Origin of the sequence: Paenibacillus tyrphae (assembly GCF_027925525.1) — a bacterium.
GTDB classification, from domain to species: Bacteria; Bacillota; Bacilli; order Paenibacillales; family NBRC-103111; genus Paenibacillus_G; species Paenibacillus_G tyrfis_B.
The window spans coordinates 82,083-101,290 of the sequence record NZ_BSDJ01000029.1 but is presented as its reverse complement, the minus strand read 5'-3'; the positions used below and the strand labels follow the sequence as shown (position 1 = coordinate 101,290).

21 protein-coding genes and 8 tRNA genes are annotated in these 19,208 nt (G+C 55.9%); 24 read left to right on the top strand and 5 right to left on the bottom strand.

Going from position 1 to position 19,208, the window contains the following annotated elements:
• Window positions 1-58 precede the first annotated feature (58 nt).
• From QMG93_RS26980 to QMG93_RS26945, 8 genes are all read left to right on the top strand, one after another.
• A tRNA-Ser gene (locus tag QMG93_RS26980) sits at window positions 59-146 on the top strand.
• 10 nt (window positions 147-156) lie between these two features.
• Window positions 157-233 (top strand) — tRNA-Met (locus QMG93_RS26975).
• Window positions 234-249: 16 nt separating this feature from the next.
• Window positions 250-325: transfer RNA gene (locus QMG93_RS26970), tRNA-Val, on the top strand.
• A gap of 3 nt (window positions 326-328) precedes the next feature.
• A tRNA-Thr gene (locus tag QMG93_RS26965) sits at window positions 329-404 on the top strand.
• 21 nt (window positions 405-425) lie between these two features.
• Window positions 426-502, top strand: a tRNA-Asp gene (locus tag QMG93_RS26960).
• A 62-nt stretch (window positions 503-564) separates the two neighbouring features.
• Window positions 565-640, top strand: a tRNA-Phe gene (locus tag QMG93_RS26955).
• A 21-nt stretch (window positions 641-661) separates the two neighbouring features.
• A tRNA-Tyr gene (locus QMG93_RS26950) sits at window positions 662-747 on the top strand.
• Between the two features lie 11 nt (window positions 748-758).
• Window positions 759-834, top strand: a tRNA-Lys gene (locus QMG93_RS26945).
• A 62-nt stretch (window positions 835-896) separates the two neighbouring features.
• Here the strand turns inward: QMG93_RS26945 and QMG93_RS26940 are convergent.
• From QMG93_RS26940 to larA, 5 genes are all read right to left on the bottom strand, one after another.
• Window positions 897-1,205 carry an MTH1187 family thiamine-binding protein gene (locus tag QMG93_RS26940; RefSeq protein ID WP_281942041.1) on the bottom strand — a complete coding sequence of 103 codons (309 nt, stop codon included), beginning with the start codon at window positions 1,203-1,205 and terminating at the stop codon, window positions 897-899.
• 72 nt (window positions 1,206-1,277) lie between these two features.
• A complete protein-coding gene (locus QMG93_RS26935; protein WP_281942040.1) occupies window positions 1,278-2,852 on the bottom strand; it encodes a GMC family oxidoreductase in 1,575 nt (524 codons plus the stop codon).
• Entirely contained in the window at window positions 2,842-3,450 is a 609-nt protein-coding gene (locus QMG93_RS26930; protein WP_281942038.1) for a gluconate 2-dehydrogenase subunit 3 family protein, read from the bottom strand. The genes QMG93_RS26935 and QMG93_RS26930 overlap by 11 nt, the downstream gene beginning before the upstream one ends.
• Window positions 3,451-3,454: 4 nt before the next feature.
• Window positions 3,455-3,847, bottom strand: coding sequence for a hypothetical protein (locus tag QMG93_RS26925; protein WP_108530389.1), 393 nt, complete (start codon window positions 3,845-3,847; stop codon window positions 3,455-3,457).
• A 20-nt stretch (window positions 3,848-3,867) separates the two neighbouring features.
• A complete protein-coding gene (gene larA, locus QMG93_RS26920; protein WP_281942049.1) occupies window positions 3,868-5,112 on the bottom strand; it encodes a nickel-dependent lactate racemase in 1,245 nt (414 codons plus the stop codon).
• 222 nt (window positions 5,113-5,334) lie between these two features.
• Between larA and QMG93_RS26915 the strand changes: the two genes are divergently transcribed.
• The 16 genes from QMG93_RS26915 to hisIE all read left to right on the top strand — a co-directional run bounded on the left by QMG93_RS26915 (window position 5,335) and on the right by hisIE (window position 19,178).
• Window positions 5,335-6,450 (top strand): PucR family transcriptional regulator, encoded by a 1,116-nt coding sequence (locus QMG93_RS26915; protein WP_281942035.1) that lies wholly within the window; start codon window positions 5,335-5,337, stop codon window positions 6,448-6,450.
• 93 nt (window positions 6,451-6,543) lie between these two features.
• Complete coding sequence (locus QMG93_RS26910) at window positions 6,544-7,668, top strand: ABC transporter ATP-binding protein (protein WP_281942033.1); 1,125 nt, start codon at window positions 6,544-6,546, stop codon at window positions 7,666-7,668.
• 168 nt (window positions 7,669-7,836) lie between these two features.
• Window positions 7,837-8,733: a LysR family transcriptional regulator gene (locus tag QMG93_RS26905; protein WP_281942031.1), complete on the top strand. Its 897-nt coding sequence runs from the start codon at window positions 7,837-7,839 to the stop codon at window positions 8,731-8,733.
• A gap of 58 nt (window positions 8,734-8,791) precedes the next feature.
• A complete protein-coding gene (gene hprK / locus QMG93_RS26900; protein WP_216794322.1) occupies window positions 8,792-9,730 on the top strand; it encodes an HPr(Ser) kinase/phosphatase in 939 nt (312 codons plus the stop codon).
• 57 nt (window positions 9,731-9,787) lie between these two features.
• Window positions 9,788-10,783, top strand: coding sequence for a prolipoprotein diacylglyceryl transferase (gene lgt / locus QMG93_RS26895; protein WP_281942028.1), 996 nt, complete (start codon window positions 9,788-9,790; stop codon window positions 10,781-10,783).
• Window positions 10,784-10,787: 4 nt separating this feature from the next.
• On the top strand, window positions 10,788-11,435 hold the full coding sequence (ppaX, locus tag QMG93_RS26890) for a pyrophosphatase PpaX (RefSeq protein ID WP_281942026.1): 648 nt from the start codon (window positions 10,788-10,790) through the stop codon (window positions 11,433-11,435).
• A gap of 3 nt (window positions 11,436-11,438) precedes the next feature.
• Window positions 11,439-11,945 (top strand): acyltransferase, encoded by a 507-nt coding sequence (locus tag QMG93_RS26885; RefSeq protein ID WP_281942024.1) that lies wholly within the window; start codon window positions 11,439-11,441, stop codon window positions 11,943-11,945.
• Between the two features lie 122 nt (window positions 11,946-12,067).
• A complete protein-coding gene (locus QMG93_RS26880) occupies window positions 12,068-12,187 on the top strand; it encodes a putative holin-like toxin (protein WP_231884604.1) in 120 nt (39 codons plus the stop codon).
• Window positions 12,188-12,462: 275 nt separating this feature from the next.
• Window positions 12,463-13,668 (top strand): ATP phosphoribosyltransferase regulatory subunit, encoded by a 1,206-nt coding sequence (locus QMG93_RS26875; protein WP_281942021.1) that lies wholly within the window; start codon window positions 12,463-12,465, stop codon window positions 13,666-13,668.
• A 13-nt stretch (window positions 13,669-13,681) separates the two neighbouring features.
• Entirely contained in the window at window positions 13,682-14,323 is a 642-nt protein-coding gene (gene hisG / locus QMG93_RS26870) for an ATP phosphoribosyltransferase (RefSeq protein WP_281942019.1), read from the top strand.
• Window positions 14,324-14,392: 69 nt separating this feature from the next.
• Complete coding sequence (hisD, locus tag QMG93_RS26865; protein WP_281942017.1) at window positions 14,393-15,682, top strand: histidinol dehydrogenase; 1,290 nt, start codon at window positions 14,393-14,395, stop codon at window positions 15,680-15,682.
• Window positions 15,675-16,286, top strand: coding sequence for an imidazoleglycerol-phosphate dehydratase HisB (hisB, locus tag QMG93_RS26860; protein WP_281942015.1), 612 nt, complete (start codon window positions 15,675-15,677; stop codon window positions 16,284-16,286). Before hisD ends, hisB begins: the two co-directional genes overlap by 8 nt.
• 3 nt (window positions 16,287-16,289) lie before the next feature.
• Complete coding sequence (gene hisH / locus QMG93_RS26855) at window positions 16,290-16,898, top strand: imidazole glycerol phosphate synthase subunit HisH (RefSeq protein ID WP_281942013.1); 609 nt, start codon at window positions 16,290-16,292, stop codon at window positions 16,896-16,898.
• A gap of 88 nt (window positions 16,899-16,986) precedes the next feature.
• Window positions 16,987-17,715, top strand: coding sequence for a 1-(5-phosphoribosyl)-5-[(5-phosphoribosylamino)methylideneamino]imidazole-4-carboxamide isomerase (hisA, locus tag QMG93_RS26850; RefSeq protein WP_281942012.1), 729 nt, complete (start codon window positions 16,987-16,989; stop codon window positions 17,713-17,715).
• A 21-nt stretch (window positions 17,716-17,736) separates the two neighbouring features.
• Window positions 17,737-18,495, top strand: a complete 759-nt coding sequence (gene hisF, locus QMG93_RS26845) for an imidazole glycerol phosphate synthase subunit HisF (RefSeq protein ID WP_054974985.1) — start codon at window positions 17,737-17,739, stop codon at window positions 18,493-18,495.
• Window positions 18,492-19,178 carry a bifunctional phosphoribosyl-AMP cyclohydrolase/phosphoribosyl-ATP diphosphatase HisIE gene (gene hisIE / locus QMG93_RS26840; RefSeq protein WP_281942010.1) on the top strand — a complete coding sequence of 229 codons (687 nt, stop codon included), beginning with the start codon at window positions 18,492-18,494 and terminating at the stop codon, window positions 19,176-19,178. Before hisF ends, hisIE begins: the two co-directional genes overlap by 4 nt.
• The last annotated feature ends 30 nt before the right edge of the window (window positions 19,179-19,208 follow it).

Below are 19,208 nucleotides of genomic sequence, written 5' to 3'. Positions count from 1 at the left end.
TGGAACGCGCTTTGTTTCGATCCAGTTTTCAGGGCGCAAGTCTTGAAAGTTTAAGCTTGGAGAGATACCCAAGTGGCTCAAGGGGACCCTCTGCTAAGGGGTTAGACTGCGCAAGTGGTGCGAGGGTTCGAATCCCTCTCTCTCCGTTTCAAGTTTGGCGGCGTAGCTCAGCTGGCTAGAGCGTACGGTTCATACCCGTAAGGTCGGGGGTTCGATCCCCTCCGCCGCTACCATATATATTTATCCCATGGAGGCTTAGCTCAGCTGGGAGAGCATCTGCCTTACAAGCAGAGGGTCGGCGGTTCGATCCCGTCAGCCTCCACCATATGCCGCTGTAGCTCAATTGGTAGAGCAACTGACTTGTAATCAGTAGGTTGGGGGTTCAAGTCCTCTCGGCGGCACCAGTTGTTTCAATTTTATAGTGTGGAGCCGTGGTGTAGAGGCCTAACATGCCTGCCTGTCACGCAGGAGACCGCGGGTTCGAATCCCGTCGGCTCCGCCATGATTTAACTTACCAAGTAGGATAAGCTCGAACTTTAAGGGACAAGCTAACCGCATACATAAGGCTCGGTAGCTCAGTCGGTAGAGCAGAGGACTGAAAATCCTCGTGTCGGCGGTTCGATTCCGTCCCGAGCCACCATAGGCTTTATAGCCATTGCACGGAGGCTTAGCGAAGTGGCCAAACGCAGCAGACTGTAAATCTGTTCTCTGACGAGTTCGGTGGTTCGAATCCATCAGCCTCCACCAGTTATACTTACGAGCCATTAGCTCAGTTGGTAGAGCACCTGACTTTTAATCAGGGTGTCGTAGGTTCGAGTCCTACATGGCTCACCATTTAGGTGACAAGTAAAGAGACCTCAAGGGGTCTCTTTTTTGCATTGTATTTGCTTTTTACTTCACGACTGAAGTTTGTCGCGGACGGAGCGAAGCTTTTGCTCCATCGAAGTAATTTTGTCACGGCGGTCGTCGATTTTGATCGATGTGGACACGCGTTGGGCTCCGTGCTGGAACGGGGCTTCATGCAGACGCCGAAGCACTTGAAATAAATCTTGAAGCTCTCCTTCAATGATGGTGCTCATCGGCGTCATTTGGAATTGAATCGGTTCCGGGGCTTGTTCCAGCAGGCGGTGCAGATCGGCGACATATCTGCTTAAGCTGGTCGTTTCGGTTCCGATGGGAATCACGGTTACTTCGACTATAGCCAACGGTTCTCCCTCCTAAGTAGCTTGTAAACACAGTATGTGTTTATTTTACCGTAAAGGATGAGTAGGGGATAGTCAAAGCTCCATTCGCTTCATGGTCGCCTTGATATAATCGGCAGTACGGGCCGCGAGCGCCATCACCGTATTGGTCGGATTGCCGCCTCCGGACGTCACGAAAATACTCGCGTCGCATATAAACAGATTCGGAATATCGTGCGTCTGTCCGTAGGAGTTCACGACGGACGTATCGGGATCGTTGCCCATACGGCAGCCTCCCATCAAATGAGCCGTATCGGGGATGACGAATTCGGGCTTGCCTCCCGCGGCGCTTAAAATTTCGCTCATCGTTCCGATCGCATGCTGGATAAGCCGGTTGTCGTTTTCTCCATAGCTGAAAGTGACTTTCGCGCGTGGCATGCCGAAAGCATCCTTTTCATCGCTCAAGGTAATGGCGTTGTCCGGGTTCGGGAGTACCTCCCCAACTAACGTGATTCGGCCGAAATAATTGTAGTCGAGTACCGTTTCCCGCAAACGTGTTCCCCAAATGAGACCGTTCTTACCCGATTGGGTAATTCCACTGGCAAAGCTCACCGGCCGGACCCCGTGGGCGTGCAGCGTATAGCCACGGGCAAAATCGCGTTCAGGGGAAGTGGCGTAAAAGTCCTGCGTCGTGGCAAGCACCGGGGTTCCTTTATACAGGCGGACCTCTTCTTCAAATCGTGCATAGACATCGTGGCTGCTGTGGGTCATGAACGCTTTCCCGACCCATCCGCTGCTGTTGGCGAGTCCGTTCGGAAACCGGCTGTTGGCTGAATTCAGGAGCAGTCTCGGTGTCTCTACGACATAGGCGGACAAAATGACTAACCTTGCCCGCTGCTCATAGGTCACGTCGTTATGAACAAACGTTACTCCCGTGGCCCGGCCGCTCTCGTCCGTATTCACTTGAGTAACTCTGCAATCCGCCAGCACTTCGGCACCGGCTTCAATCGCTTTGGGAATATGGACGATCAGGGTGCTGAATTTGGCGTTCGGCATACAGCCTTGGTTGCAAAAACCGCGATTGATGCAGGGCGGTCGGTCTTCGAAGGGCGCGGACAATATGGCCAGCGGGCTGACGACCCAGCGAATGCCGAGCTTTTCGCAGCCTCTGGCAAATACCTGCGCGTTCGGGCTTATCGGATCGCGTTCGGGGTAAGGATAAGGGCCGTGAAATTCGCCCCAAGGGAAATGTTTTGGGCCCGATACAGCGATCTCCTTCTCGATCTTGGTATAGTAAGGCTCAAGATCGGAATAGCCGATCGGCCAATCCTCTCCGACGCCGTCCAGCGTTTTGGTTCGAAAATCGCTTTCATGAAAACGCAAAAAGACTCCGGTAAAATGCGTCGTTCCCCCGCCAACCCCCCAGCCGGAATTGTTATGGCCCATTTGCAGCGGGTCATGACCATCCACGATACGTGCTTCCTGCCAACCCAAACTTTGCATAGATAGCTCATCGCTGGCAAAATCGTGCTGCGGGTCCCGGAACGGTCCGGCTTCCAGCACGACGACAGTCATGCCGGCTTCGCTCAGCTCTTTCGCCAGCACGCCGCCGGCAGCCCCGGCTCCCACAATGACGACATCGACCGTCTCGCCCTCATATTTACGCTTCATGCTGCTGTTTCTCCTCCTTGGGCTCCCATGGATCAAGCTGTCCCGGATGCATACGTACATAGCCGCGCGGATAAGCGGGACCCCCGTATCCGATCTCCGACCATATTTCAGGATGAGAATAATAAGCCTCGACAGTGAGATTCAGCAATTTCTTGAACAACGCTTCCTGCGGCACGTGCTGCCACACTTCGAGAGGTACCGCTTGATTGCGGCTGACATCGACCATGAGCTGTTTTTTCTGCTTTGGTTGAAGGTGAAAGAAGCGTTCGGTATGGATCGTTTGACAGGCGAGATCCAGGGCATGAAGCCCTTCGCGCACTAGTACGGCTGCCTCCGGCTCGCCGCTTTTACGCTGACTTTCTTGTCCGCCTGCCAGTGTCCGATCGATATGATCCAATACGAACTGAATGATTTCCGGACGTTCGTCATCGACCAAGAGAGAGCACCAGGCCCGCAAATGTTCGGCCTCGACGGTCGTCAGGAACACATAATCGCCAGTCGTGTGCAGCCGGGAAAGCACGATTCGCTGGGTATGATCGTCCCAAGCGTCTTTTTCGTGCATGACATCGTAGGAAGGGTACCTTGTGAGCTTTTTCATTGATTTACCTCCAATAATAGGCGAGAAGTCCAAGGACGCTCAAGGCGCTGAACAAGACCGGAAGCACGACAGGAGGACCGACAAGAAAGTTGCGCATCGTGTAGCCGCCGACGCGAACGCCTACCCCGTGGAAATGAAAGTAAAACCCGATGCCGCCTGCAACAACGCCGAACCACATAAGATAGGAAAAAAGGTAAAGCAGCCAATCCAGCCGGTAATAGGCAAGCAATACGGCAAGCAGGCTGAAAATGGGGGCAGAGACGACGGGAACCCACATGGCTTTATGGTGAAAGTTTTGACGGTAATGCGAGATGGTCACTTGTATCCAAATGGCAAAAAAAGCGACGCCCACGAACAAAAAAACGACGCGTGCCATGGGCCATCCGATCCAGTTCATACGAATCTTCCTCCGTTCTGTTAGCGGTGATGACGCGGATAGGTTAGCGAGCCGAACGGCATGAGAGCCAGCTTCGCACCAGGGGCTTGCAGCAAAGCTTGGGCCGTAGCGCTTAAATCGTCGGCCGGATAAAAGCCCAGCAATTCTATCAAGTGACGGGGCAATGAGGAAAGGACAAATACCCGGGCACGGTGCAGCACTTCTTCCACATGCAAAATTTTGTGGGCGCCCAGTACGAATCGTTCCCGCAGCTTGTCCGTCATTTTACGGCGATCACCCATCGTTTCGATCCAATGCTGAAACAAGCCGTTTCCCATCCCTTCGGGACACTCCGCCACAAGAAGCAGGGCACCTCCCGGCTTTACGAAAGCGGCGGCATTTCGGAGCGCTTTTAAAGTTTGATACATTTGCAAATCTTTCGGAGCTCCCCCGGCCGAAACGATGACGACATCGTACAGTTCGGTTACCTGCCGGGTAAACCAGCCGGCGACAAATTCGGTCCCTTTCTTATGAGCTTCCGCGGGATTTCCGGCTACGGCTTTCAGCACATGACGATCGTGGTCGACAATCACATTGAGCAAGAATTGTATTGGAACGAACCGCTCGGCTTCCTCTAAATCGATGTGCAGCGGATTCATCGGGACGCCGGGCACGGCCTTGTATGTTAACGACAACGCATGGTGGCATTCAATGGTGCGCTTGGACGCCACACCAGGTACGAGCGCCTTGACACCCCCTGAAATGCCTACCATTGTATGCGGCTCGATGTTGCCCGTTGCAATGCGCAGCGGCGCCTCGGCGACCAGGCGGTTGATCTCGACCGGGGTGCCGAGCGACGTCGTCCCCCTATAAACGCAGTCCTCCGACTCGGCCGAATGATTATGCACGCGTACTCTCGCGTAGATTTCCGCCCCGACCAGCCGTTTCAATTCGTCGGGCGTGTGCTTGCGATGGGCGCCGAGCGCCACAACAATATCAATCTGATCGTCGCCAAGGCCAGCCGCGCCAAGCTCCTCCAGCAGCGGAGGCAAAAGCAGCGCGGTCGGGCACAAACGGGTACCGTCGCTGATCAGAATGACGGCCCGGCTTGTCCCCTTGGCAAGCTCACGGAGTCTCTTTGCCCCGATAGGCGCCGCCAATGCTTCGCGAATCCGGTTTTGGGACAGCTCGGGAGATGTCGGTAAAGTTTCGAGTCCGTATGTCAATGTATCGTACGTCCTGCCCGAAGGCAGTTCCAACGGGACGGTGGTGCAGCCATAGCGCAGTTCGGGAATAGCACAGTCCTCCTTCTCTTTGCTAAAGAATGGATGACGGTGGAAAATTTACATTTTTATTATTACCGTATCTTATGCTCTTATCCTTAGCTAAACGCAATTAATGATTTACGGTCCAAAGGCAGCTCCTTTTGTTGCGGTTCCTAGTCCCGATTGTGATACAATAGATGGTAATCAGTTATTTAATACAGACATAGGGTTGGGAGCGAGGAGATGGATTGGGAACAAGTGAGGGAGCAGCTTGAAGCCATATTGAATACTCCGGTTCAAACCACCAAATGGGCCTGGGAAGCGTGGCGGCGCGAAGCGGAGAAGCATAGGGCCGAGCCGGGGTCCGTAGGCGGAAGCTTGATTAGAGAGGACAGGCTTCTTTTTTTGGCGCAAAAAGAAGGGCAGGAGGCGCTGCTTCTGACCATACAGGCAGATGCCGTATCGCCGGTGGAACGGCGGCTTGTGGAGCTTACGCTGGAAAGCCGTAAAACGCAGGATAAAAAGTCTCCGTCGCTCGTCAACGAGGAGGAGCGCAAAGCGGGGATGGTGCGCGATTGGCTTCGCACGCAGCAGGAGCTGGGCTTGACGCAGGCCGAGATGCCCGATGCTCTGGTGTCGCAGCTGTCGCTTTACTCCAAAAAAATTCCGCTGCTGTTGTATGGGGATTACACAACCTCGCGGCGGGCGCACGACCGGGAGCTGAAGAAGCTGCTGGAATCGTTCTTCGATGCGGATATGACCTTGATTCCACTGACGGATAAGGAATGGCTCATTCTCGGCTCGGAGAAAATCATGTCGATGGATTCCGGCGACGATAAGGAAGATTCGGACAGCGAAACGCTGGAAGACCGGCTCGCGGCCACCGGCTACGGCTTGCACGAAATGCTTGAGAACGAATGGGTAGGCGAGTGCCATCTGGCCATCCACTACCCGATCATGCCGGCCAAATCGTTATATGGCGCGGTGCTCCAGCTCAGGGAGACGATGATGCTGGGACGCACGTATCACGTAGGCAGCAACATGCATATGCCATGGGAGCTCCAACTGGAAAGGCTGGTGCATTTGGTACCGGAAGCAGAGAAGGCGAGCTTTCTGGAGCATGTACTGAAACGGCTCGACGTGGCGTTCGATGCGGAGACGATGACGACGCTTGAACAGTTTTTCGAATTGGACTGCAACGTCAGCGAGACCGCCAAAAAGCTGTATATTCACCGCAATACGCTGTTGTACCGTTTGGACAAATTCAAGCAGGAGACGGGATTGGACGTGCGGACGTTCAATAATGCCGTGCTTGTGAAGATTGCCATGCTATTGTACAAAGTAACGAAAAGAAAGTAGTTTTTTTGTAGAGATTGTGCATAGTCATGATACGCCTTGTTACGGTATGATTTAACCAATGAACACGATACTAATTCGTAGGGGGAATCAATCATGGCAGGTGTACGTTTGAACCACATCGTCAAAAAATATCCGGGCGCAGAAGAAGCAACGGTGAAAGACTTCCATCTCGATATTCAGGACAAGGAATTTCTGGTTCTGGTAGGCGCTTCCGGTTGCGGTAAATCCACGACGCTGCGGATGATCGCCGGTTTGGAAGAAATCACGGAAGGCGAACTGTATATCGGCGACCGTCTCGTGAACGACGTCGCTCCGAAAGACCGCGATATTGCGATGGTATTCCAATCCTACGCTTTGTATCCCCATATGAACGTATATCAAAACATGGCATTCGGTTTGAAGCTGCGTAAATTCAAAAAAGCCGACATCGACGCTCGCGTGCGCGAAGCGGCTAAAATTCTCGATATCGAGCACTTGCTCGACCGCAAGCCGAAGGCGCTCTCCGGCGGTCAGCGTCAGCGTGTTGCCTTGGGCCGGGCGATTGTCCGTGAGCCGCAAGTGTTCCTGATGGACGAACCGCTGTCCAACTTGGACGCGAAGCTGCGCGTACAAATGCGCGCCGAAATTACGAAGCTCGTGAAACGTCTCGAAACGACGACAATCTACGTAACGCATGACCAAACGGAAGCGATGACGATGGGCGACCGGATCGTCGTTATGGATAAAGGCATCATTCAACAAGCGGCTTCTCCGGAGGAGATCTACAACTATCCGGTGAACATGTTCGTAGCCGGCTTTATCGGTTCCCCATCCATGAACTTTATCCATGGTGGATTTGCTGAGCAAGGCGGCAGCTTGTACTTTAAAGCAGCAGGCTTTAATGTCGAAGTACCGGAAGGCAAAGCCAAAATCCTCCGCGAAAAAGGTTATGCCGGCAAGGAAGTCGTGCTGGGCGTACGTCCGGAAGATTTCCACGAAGAAGCGATCTTTATGGAAGCTTCTCCGAACACCATCATCAACGCTCATGTGGAGGTGGCGGAGAACCTCGGTCATGAAATGCTCTTGCACCTAAGCGGAATCGGCAGCCAAATGGCCGTTGTTCGTGTAGACGGCCGCTCGAACGCTAAAGAAGGCTCCAACGTGAAGCTTGCTGTGGACATGAACAAAGTTCACTTCTTCGATAAAGATACGACGAATTCCATTTTGCTGAACGCTTAATGTGGATCGAACGGAATAAAAGGTCAGTCCTGACGGGCTGGCCTTTTTTGCTGCGGCTGGCGGCTGGCATTGGAAGGGAAATCGCGATATGCTAGGCGTAGCCTCTACGAATGAAGGGTTCGTCCGGACAGCGCGGCTGTACGAAGAGCTAGGGAGTGTGGAAGATTCATGAGCATCGAGCAGTTGAAAGTGTTTGTGACCGTTGCGGAGCTGCAGCATTTTTCACGTGCCGCGGAGCTGCTGCATTTGTCTCAGCCCGGGGTTAGCATGCATATCCGCAACTTGGAAAACGAGTTCGGGACGAAGCTGCTTCACCGTTCGTCGAAGCGGGTGAAGCTGACGGAGGCGGGGGAAATCTTGTATCGACAAGCGAAGGCGATACTGCTGCAATACGAGACGGCGAAGCATGAGATCGACAGGCTGAATCAGGTCGTCTCCGGCAGTTTAAGCGTCGGGGCAAGCTTCACGATCGGAGAGTTTCTTTTGCCCAAGCTGCTGGCGAGCTATGCACGGCTGTATCCGGGGGTAGAGGTACAGGTCACCGTCGGCAATACGGATGAAATCGAGCGGCTCGTGCAAGCGCACGAACTGGAGGTCGGGCTGGTCGAAGGAGAGCTACAGCGGCCGGGGATTCGTTCGGAGACATTCATGGAGGACGAGATGATCGTGGCCGTTCCGGCCGGCCATCCGCTTGCGGCGTACCGGGAAGTGACGCCGGACGCTTTGCAGGACCAAGTCTGGATCTTCCGCGAGGTCGGCTCCGGTACCCGGGCTTATAGCGACCGATTGATCCGCGAGTGGAGATTGCGGGTACAACGGGCCTATGTGCTGAGCAGTACGCAAGGCGTCAAGGAGACGGTTGCGGCCGGACTCGGCATTGCCGTACTGTCGCGCTGGACCGTAGGACGGATGCTTGCTACGGAGGAACTGAAAGAGCTGCGGATTCGCGGCCAGCGTCTGACCCGTTTGTTGTCGTTGATCCAAGGCGAGGAGCGGGCGGGCACGCTTGCGCTGGATCGTTTTGTCCAGCAGGTAAGAGGGCTTCGCACGGCTTCTTCCGGTTGATTTATGCGACTGATTCCTTTAGGATGAGGATATTGGGATAAAAAGGAGAAAGATCACGATGCCGAAAAAAGTGAAAGTATCGGATTTGGTGAGAGAGTTCCATCTGGAAATTATTTGCGGCGAAGAGGGACTGAAGCGTCCGATCGTCACGGCGGATTTGTACCGTCCCGGGCTCGAGATGGCTGGATACTATGAATTCCATCCGACGGACCGGGTTCAAATTCTCGGCAAAACGGAGCTGACGTTTTTCGACGGATTGTCGTCGGAGGAGCGGATGGACCGGATGCACCGGCTGTGCGCGCCGGAGGAGACACCCTGCATTATTATCAGTCGCGGGATGGACGCGCCAATCGAGTTGCTTGCTGCGGCCAACGACCATCAGATCACGGTCGTTCGGACGGCGATGGCGACGACGATTTTGGCCAGCCGCGTAACGAACTTTCTGGAAAACCGGCTTGCCCCTACGACGACGATTCATGGGGTGCTGGTCGATGTATATGGTATCGGGATGTTGATTTCCGGGTCCAGTGGTATCGGCAAGAGCGAAACGGCATTGGAGCTGGTGAAGCGAGGACACCGGCTGATCGCGGACGATGCGGTGGAAATCCGTCAAACGGCCGACCATCAGCTGATCGGCAATGCGCCCGAGTTAATCCGGCACCTGCTTGAAATCCGCGGCATCGGGATTATTAACGTTATGACGCTGTTCGGCGCCGGTGCGGTGCGTACCGAGAAGAAAATATCCGTGGTGGTCAAGCTGGAGACTTGGCAGCAGGACAAACAGTACGACCGGCTCGGCCTGGACGAGGAAACGACGCAGATTATCGATACGAACATACCGCTTGTAACGGTTCCGGTGCGGCCGGGACGAAACCTGGCGGTTATTATTGAGGTTGCGGCGATGAACTTCCGCTTGAAACGGATGGGCTATAACGCGGCCCTGCAGTTTACGAATAAATTGACCGAGTCGCTGGCCGAGGACATGGACGATTTGTAAGGGGAAGCCCCGTTTTGAGGGTGGACAAATTTTTGGCATAAGGAAGGAGTCACAAGCATGTTTCTCGCGATTAATCCGATTGCTTTTGCGATCGGTCCGTTGAGCGTCCGTTGGTACGGCATTATCTTGGGTACGGCGGCGCTGGTCGGTCTGCTGCTCGCGATTCGAGAAGGCAGACGGTTCCGCATGTCTCCGGACTTCTTCATGGATCTGGTGCTGATCGGGGTGCCGTCGGCGATCGTTGGCGCAAGAATTTACTATGTCGCTTTCAAATGGGAAGATTATCAAGATAATCTATGGAAAGTCTTTGCCGTCTGGGAAGGCGGTATTGCCATCTACGGGGCGTTGATCGGCGCAATTATCGCGGCGGTCATTTACGTGCGGCGGAAAGGCTATTCGTTCTGGCGTATTGCCGATATTTGCGCGCCGGGATTAATTATCGGACAAGCGATCGGGCGTTGGGGCAACTTCATTAACCAGGAAGCGCACGGCGGAACGGTGGCGGAGTCGTTCCTCAGGAACAATCTGCATCTGCCGGACTGGCTCGTCAATCAAATGCTGATTGAAGGCCAGTATTACCATCCGACGTTTCTATATGAGTCGCTTTGGAACGTCGTAGGACTCCTCCTGCTGTTCGTGCTGCGTCGGCGTTCGTTTTTGCGGGCGGGGGAGCTTTTCTTCAGTTATTTCATTTGGTATTCGATCGGGCGGTTTTTCGTAGAGGGCTTGCGGACAGACAGCCTTGATTTTACGGGACCGAGCTGGCTGGCCGCGCTGATGAACGGCATGTGGTCGCCGATGAAAGCTTTCGGTTTCGAGCCCGGATTCATGACCTACGGAGGTAACGTGCGGATTTCGCAGCTTCTGGCGGTACTGATCGTGCTGGCTGCGATTGCGCTTATCATCGTTCGCCGCCGGACGGGCGCAGCTTCGGAGCGCTATAGCGATCCGATTGTACGGATCGGACAAGTGTCGGAAGGAACGGGAGAAGCCGTTGGTACAGATACTCGGCCAGATGGCAGCAAAGAAGCAGACGTAAAGGCAAAGGAGTAGCAGCATGATACAAACCGTGTTATTTGATCTGGACGGAACGATTGTCGATACGAACGAGCTCATTATTCAGTCGTTCTTGCATACGTTTGAGGGAATCACCGCGGAGCCGGTAACCCGGGAACACATTGTGCCGAACATGGGACGGCCGTTGATCGAGCAGATGATATTCTTTTCCGGACGGGAGCAGGTGGACGATTTGGTGCAAAAGTACCGGGCGTTCAACATTGCGCATCATGACGAGCTGGTGCGGGAATTTCCCTATGTACGCGAGACGGTGGCCAAGCTTCATGCCGCCGGGGTCAAGCTGGGCGTGGTGACTAGCAAAATCCGGCAGACGACGGAAATGGGACTGAAGCTGATGGGGCTGTACGACTATTTCGGTACGATTGTAACGGTGGACGACGTCGAGAAAGCGAAGCCGGACCCGGAAGGGATTCACAAAGCGGTCCGGGAGCTTGGCGGCGACCTCTCGTCCGCGCTAATGGTCGGCGACAGCCACTATGACATCGAAGCGGCGCACAATGCGGGCATTCCGTCGGTAGCGGTCGCTTGGTCGCTGAAAGGGACCGAATATTTGAAACAGTACAACCCGACCCATATCATTCAAGATATGCGCGATATTGTGCCGATTGTCGGGATTGAGGGGAAGTAGCGCTTGAGAAACACGGACAAATATCCGGTGGAAGGGCCGAATTCGCTGTGGCAGGTATATAAGACGATCAGCCGTTTCAAGGCGGTTCGCAATTTTATTTTTATCCAAATTTCCAGGTATGCCCCCTCCTTGCCGCTGAAACGGTGGATCTACCGCCGCGTGCTTGGGATGAAGGTAGGGGAGCATGCCTCCTTTGCGTTGATGGTGATGGTGGATGTGTTTTTTCCGGAGAAGATCGAGGTCGGAGACAATACGATTATCGGTTACAATTCGACGATTTTGACGCATGAGTACTTGATTAAGGAATACCGGCTCGGGCGGGTGAAAATCGGCTCTCATGTGATGATCGGAGCGAATACGACGATTTTGCCCGGGGTGACGATTGGAGATCATGCGGTCGTGGGCTCGGGCTCGGTCGTGCATAAGGATGTTGCTCCGTACAGCTTTGTGGCGGGGAATCCGCTTCGGGTGATCCGGGAGGATGTGCGCTTGACGGAGAAGGATAAGTGAGTCGGCGTGTTTTATATTTGCGAATTTAATATTTTGCAAAAGTTAACATTATGTTCTATAATACGGCTTGTACAATAAAAGGGCTTGCAAGGGTGGTCGGCTAATCTCCCGAAAGGGAGGTGATGCCTGTGGAGGTTAAGGACACGCTGACTTTAATGATCGGCTTTGGGATGCTGGTTATTGCGCTGCTTACGCTGATAGTTAACATCATCGTTGCTCTTATCCAAAACAAAAAGAAATAGACCGCCCATCGCGTATGGAATACGGTCTATTTCACGATCATTCCTTATTCAGCCGACCGCCTTTGAAGCGGTTATTGTACCTGGGGAGCACGGTGGCAGCCGTTGCTCCCTTGTATTGTTTATTATATGCTCTTGCCTTTATTCGTGCAACCGGGATCCGTGCAATCGAATCATTGACGAATCAAGCGTTCCCGTGATAAACTTACGATTACATTCTTTATTTTGGTAGTATGGTAGCGCACTAAAGCAAAATTAAAGATAGCAGGGTGAAGACGGTGTCCAAACCGAAGGTGTTTGAAAAGCCGACAGGCGTAAAAGATTACCTCCCCGAAGCGGCGGCCAAGCTCCGCCGCATCGAATATAACGTCATGCAGTGCATGGAGCGCTGGGGCTATAGAGAAATTATTACTCCTACTCTGGAGTATTACGATACCGTTGGGGTGGCCAGCTCGACGGAGGACAAAAAGCTGTTCAAGCTGCTGGACCGGAACGGCACGACGCTTGTGATGCGTTCCGATATGACGGCGCCGATCGCACGGGTCGCCTCCTCGCTGCTCAAGGAGCATCCGTTTCCGCTGCGGCTCTCGTATCAAGCGAACGTGTTTCGGGCGTTCGAAGCCGAGGCGGGGCGGGATGCGGAGTTTTTCCAGACGGGCGTAGAGCTCATCGGCGATGCTTCCAGTGAAGCGGATGCCGAGGTGATCGCTCTAGCCATCGCTTGCTTGCAAGCGGCCGGTGTGCAGCAGTTCAAGATTGCCCTTGGCCATGTGGGTTTCCTCAACGGCTTGTTCCAAGAGACGCTGCAGCAGCGTCAGGACGCGCAGACCGCGCTGAAAGCGTGCCTGCTCAGCCGCGATTACGTCGGCTACCGGGAGACGATCAAATCGCTCGGCCTTTCCCGTGAAGTGCAGCAGGAGCTGGAAGGCATTCTTCGGCTGCGCGGCGGGCAGGAGATTTGCAATCAGGCGCGGCAGGTAACGAAGGACCCTGTTGCCCAGCATGCCATTGCGCATCTGTGTGAAATCTGGGACGTGCTGGAAGCGTATGGCGTCAGCGAGCATGTGCTAATCGATCTGACGATGATCGGCGATTTTTCGTACTATACAGGAATGACGTTCGAAGGCTACGCTGCGGACCTGGGCTTTCCCGTATGCAGCGGGGGACGGTATGACAACCTGCTGGCGCAGTTCGGGCGTCCGGCGCCGGCGACGGGCTTCGGGCTAAAGACAAACCGGATCCTGGAAGTGATCGGTAAAAGTAAAACGGAAGAAGCCCCGCAGCGCGTGCTGATCGTCTACACGGAGCGTCACCGGGCGGTAGCGCTGGCTAAGGCAAGGGAATACCGCTCACGAGAAGGCTTTATTGCGGAGACGCGTCTTCTGGCGGACGGACAAAAAGGGCTGAATGAAGTTCGGCAAGCAGACGGCGTGCTGCAAGTGCACGGCTCCCGCTATTGCGACATCATATCGTTTACGGAGTAAGGAGGGGCAGCGCATGCAGGACTTATTGAAGGTGGCAATGCCCAAAGGGCGTATTTATAAACAGGCTTCCAAGTTGTTTCGCGAAGCGGGGCTCGCCATTCCGGAGGAGACGGACGATTCGCGCAAGCTGATTATTGCCGTTCCGGAGGCGCGGATGGAATTCATTATGGCGAAGCCGGTCGATGTGCCGACCTACGTCGAATACGGCGTGGCGGATATCGGCGTCGTCGGCAAAGACGTGCTGATGGAAGAGAACCGGGACGTATACGAGCTGCTGGATCTCGGGATAGCGCGCTGCCGCATGTCTGTCATCGGGCTGCCGGATTGGCAGCCGGTGCTGAACCCGCGGGTGGCGACCAAATATCCGAACGTGGCCTCGCAATATTTTCGGGAGCAGGGGCAGCAGGTGGAGGTCATCAAGCTGAACGGCTCGATCGAGCTGGCGCCGCTGATCGGTCTGGCCGACCGGATCGTCGATATGGTGGAGACCGGCAGCACGATCCGGGAAAACGGGCTGGCGGAACATGAGCAGATTTTTGCGATTACGAGCCGGCTCATAGCCAACCGCGTCAGCTACCGGATGAAAAACGACGCCATTCAGGCGCTCTGTGACCGGCTTCAGCCGGTCATTGCCGCTGCGACGGCAAAGGTATAGCCTCATAGCCGGCTGTATAGCCGGAAGCATAGGAAGAGAAATTTGTATTCATCAAAGGAGGCTGCGGTCATGAGAGTGATGCCCGCATCGGAATTTTCGCTGCAGCGGGAAGTCGAATATGGCACGCCCGAGCAAAACGAGAGCGTACAGCGCATCATCGAAGAGGTGCGACGGGACGGGGATGCCGCGCTGCGCAAGTTCGCGCAGCAGTTTGACGGCGTCAAGATAGAGGAGCTGCGCGTCACGCAGGAGGAGATCGAAGCCGCCTATGCGCAGGTGGACGAGAGCTTTCTGACGGCGCTCCGCGAAGCGGCCGTGAATATACGCCGCTTCCATGAGAAGCAAATGCGCAATTCGTGGATGGATCTGCAAGCCGACGGCAGCATTCTCGGCCAAGTGATCCGTCCGCTACGACGAGTCGGGCTGTATGTGCCCGGCGGCAAGGCGGCGTATCCGTCGTCGGTGCTGATGAACGCGATCCCGGCACAGGTCGCGGGCGTGCCTGAAATCGTGATGGTGACGCCTCCGGCCACGGCCGGGGTGGAGGGCATCAACCCGCACATTCTCGTCGCAGCCGCGGAAGCGGGCGTGCGCGAGATTTACCGCGTCGGCGGCGCGCAGGCGGTAGCTGCGCTGGCGTATGGGACGGAGTCGATTCCGGCGGCGGACAAAATCGTCGGCCCCGGCAACATCTACGTCGCGCTGGCGAAGCGCAGCGTGTTCGGTGCGGTGGACATCGACAGCATCGCCGGGCCGAGCGAGATCGTCGTCTTGGCCGACGAGACGGCGGACGCCGCCTACGTGGCGGCGGACCTGCTGTCGCAGGCCGAGCACGACGAGATGGCGTCGGCCATTCTCGTCACACCGTCGCGGAAGCTGGCCGAAGCGGTCCGCCAGGAGGTGGACCGCCAGTTGAGCGAGCTGCCGCGCCGCGACATCGCCGCGCAATCGATTCGCGATTACGGCGCGATTTTGACCGTGGACAGCCTGACGGAAGGCGTCGGCGTCGTAAACCGGCTGGCGCCGGAGCATCTGGAAATCATCGTGCGCGAGCCGTTCGATTATTTGAGCCGGATCGAGAACGCCGGGGCGATTTTCCTCGGGCCTTACAGCTCGGAGCCGGTGGGGGACTATTTTGCGGGGCCGAACCATGTGCTGCCGACGAATGGCACGGCACGGTTCTCGTCGCCGCTGAACGTGGACGACTTTTTGAAGAAATCGAGCGTCATCTACTATAGCAAGGAAGCGCTGCTGCGCGACGGGGAGAAAATTATAACGCTGGCCCGCCACGAAGGGCTGGATGCGCATGCGCGGGCAATCGAAATTCGCTTGAAGAAAGAAGGGGACCAGCGTGGCTGAACAAAACCAGCAAGGTGCCGGGCGCCAGGCCGAAATCGCGCGCAAAACGAATGAGACGGACATCCGGCTCGCATTTAACGTTGACGGTACCGGTGTATCTGAGATCGAAACGGATGTGCCGTTTTTGAATCATATGCTCGATCTGTTCACGAAGCATGGGCGGTTCGATTTGAAGGTGGACGCCAAAGGCGACGTCGATATCGACGATCATCATACGGTCGAGGACATCGGCATCTGCCTCGGACAGACGCTGCGCGAGGCGCTAGGCGACAAGAAAGGAATCAAGCGCTACGCCAACGTATTCATCCCGATGGACGAAGCGTTGGCGCAGGTGGCGATCGATATCAGCAACCGGCCGCATCTGGAATACCGGGCCCAATATCCGTCGGCGACGGTCGGCAGCTTTACGACGGAGCTGGTGCACGAATTTTTGTGGAAATTTGCGCTGGAAGCGCGGATTACGCTGCATGTCATCGTGCACTACGGGCATAACACGCACCATATGGTCGAAGCGGTATTCAAGGCGCTCGGACGGGCGCTCGACGAGGCGACGAGCATCGATCCTCGCGTGCAGGGCGTGCCGTCGACGAAAGGGGTCCTGTAATCCATGATCGCCATCATCGATTACGGCATGGGCAACCTGCACAGCGTCGCTTCGGCGGTGGAACGGCTCGGCTACCGCGGCGTGATCGTTTCGGACGAGCAGGAGCTGCTTGAGGCGGAAGGAGCCATTCTTCCCGGCGTCGGGGCGTTCGGCGATGCGATGGACCACCTGCGCGAATCGAAGCTGGATGCGGCCGTGAAGCGCTATGCTGCAAGCGGGAAGCCGCTGCTTGGTATCTGCCTGGGTATGCAGCTTCTGTTTAGTCGGAGCGAGGAGCACGGTCTGCATGAGGGGCTGAACCTGCTGCCCGGTGACGTCGTCCGCTTTCGCGGCGATTATAAGGTGCCTCACATGGGGTGGAATAAACTGGAGTTCCGTCAGGAAAGCCCTTTGTTTGAAGAGGTAGAAGAGGGGCACGTGTATTTCGTCCATTCGTTTCATGTGAAGCCGGAGCAGCCGGGAGATCTGCTGGCGGTGACGGATTACTATCAGCAGGTGACGGCCATCGTCGGCCGTAATAACGTATTCGGGATGCAGTTTCACCCTGAGAAAAGCGGCAGCGTCGGCATGAAGCTGCTCGGCAATTTTCTTGCGCTGTGTACGCGTAAATAGACGAGCCGTGTGCTTGGCTCCGGTAAGTCAGACGGGGCTTTCAAACGATCGGCGCGATTCATATTTCCAAGGTTGGAGGAACGTTTTCATGTCTTCATTCATCATTTATCCCGCCATCGATATTCGCGGGGGCAAGTGCGTGCGCCTGATTCAGGGCGATTACAATCAGGAAACCGTGTATAACGAAAATCCGCTGGAGGTCGCCAAAGCTTGGGAAGCCCAAGGAGCCAAATGGATTCATCTCGTCGATCTGGACGGAGCGAAGGCGGGCTATCCGGTTAACGACAAGCTGGTCGGCGATATCGCCAAAACCGTGAACGTTCCGGTCCAGCTCGGAGGCGGCTTGCGTACGGAAGCGGACGTGGATCATATTTTGTCGCTCGGTGTTTCGCGTATCATTCTCGGTACGGCAGCCATCGAAAACCGCGAGTTCGTAAACCGGGTGCTTCAGAAGCACGGCGACAAGGTCGCTATCGGCATCGATGCCCGGGACGGGTATGTGGCGACCCGGGGCTGGCTGGAAACGTCCGCGGTTAAGGCGGATGAGCTTGCCGCAGAACTGGCGAAGGAAGGCGCGAAGACGTTTATTTTCACAGATATTTCGCGCGACGGCATGATGGGCGGTCCGAACGTGGAGGCGATCGTCCATTTGGCGAAGGTATCGGGGCAGTCGGTGATCGCTTCCGGCGGCGTAAGCCGTTACGAGGATCTAGAGCGGCTGGCGCAGTATGCGGCGGACGGCGTTGGCGGCGCGATCGTCGGCAAGGCGCTGTACACCGGCAGCATCAAGCTGGAGGAAGCGCACGGACGGATATAGAGGCAGAAAGGAGGACGGCATATGCTGGCCAAACGGATCATCCCTTGTCTGGATGTGAAAGACGGGCGGGTCGTCAAGGGAGTCAATTTTGTCAATTTGCGCGATGCCGGCGATCCGGTCGAGCTCGCATCGATCTACGACCGCGAAGGAGCCGACGAACTGGTGTTCCTGGACATCTCCGCCTCCCATGAGGGACGGGCGACGATGGTCAACGTCGTGCAGCAGACGGCCGGACAAATCACGATCCCGTTCACGGTCGGCGGCGGAATCTCGAGCGTGGACGACATGAAACGGCTGCTGCGGGCGGGCGCGGACAAAATCGGTATCAACACGGCTGCGGTCCGCAATCCTCAGCTTGTGTCCGACGGGGCGCGCCGCTTCGGCTCGCAGTGCATCGTCGTCGCGATCGACGCCCGGTACAACCCGGAGTGGAACGAATGGGAAGTGTTCACCCACGGCGGACGCAACGGCACGGGCATCCGGGCGCTCGAATGGGCCAAGCGGATCGAAGAGCTCGGTGCCGGCGAAATTTTGCTGACGAGCATGGATGCGGACGGCACGAAGGACGGGTTTGACCTGCGGCTCACTCGGGCGGTTTCGGAGCTCGTATCGATCCCGGTCATCGCCTCCGGCGGAGCGGGCAAGAAGGAGCATTTCTACGACGTATTTGCGGAAGGCAAGGCGGACGCGGGGCTGGCCGCCACGATTTTTCACTATAAAGAGATGACGATCGAAGAGGTTAAAGACGATCTCAGGCATAAAGGAGTGGAGGTCCGGTGAGCGGGCAAACGGCAGGAACCTTAGAAGAGTTAACGGCAGCGATCAAATGGGACGCGAACGGCCTCGTGCCGGCCATCGTGCAGGATGCGACAAGCAAGGACGTGCTGATGATGGCCTACATGAATCAGGAGTCGTTGAAGCTGACGCTGGAATCGGGCGAAACGTGGTTTTGGAGCCGTTCGCGCAGCGAGCTGTGGCATAAGGGCGCGACGTCCGGCCATGTACAGAAAGTCAAAGCATTGAAATACGATTGCGACGGCGACACGCTGCTGGCGCTTGTGGATCAAGCGGGGCCGGCTTGCCATACCGGGCGATACAGCTGCTTCTACAACGACGTGAAGCTCGGGGCTTTGGCGGACGGCGGAGAAGAAGCGGCAGCAGAATCGCAGTCTGCGGACCGTTTTGCCATGCTCGGCCGACTGGAGTCGGTGATCGCGCAGCGCGACGCGGAACGGCCGGAAGGCGCGTATACGACGTATCTGTTTGAAAAAGGTATTGATAAAATATTGAAAAAAGTCGGCGAGGAAACGGCCGAGGTCATCATCGCGGCGAAAAATCGCGACAACGATGAGCTGCGGTACGAAGCGAGCGACCTGATTTTCCACCTGATGGTGCTGCTGCGCGAAGCGAAGCTGCCGCTTGACGAGGTTATGCGCGAGCTGGACCGCCGGCACAAAAAATAATGGCGCCGAAGGATGGGCAGGCTGGTGACC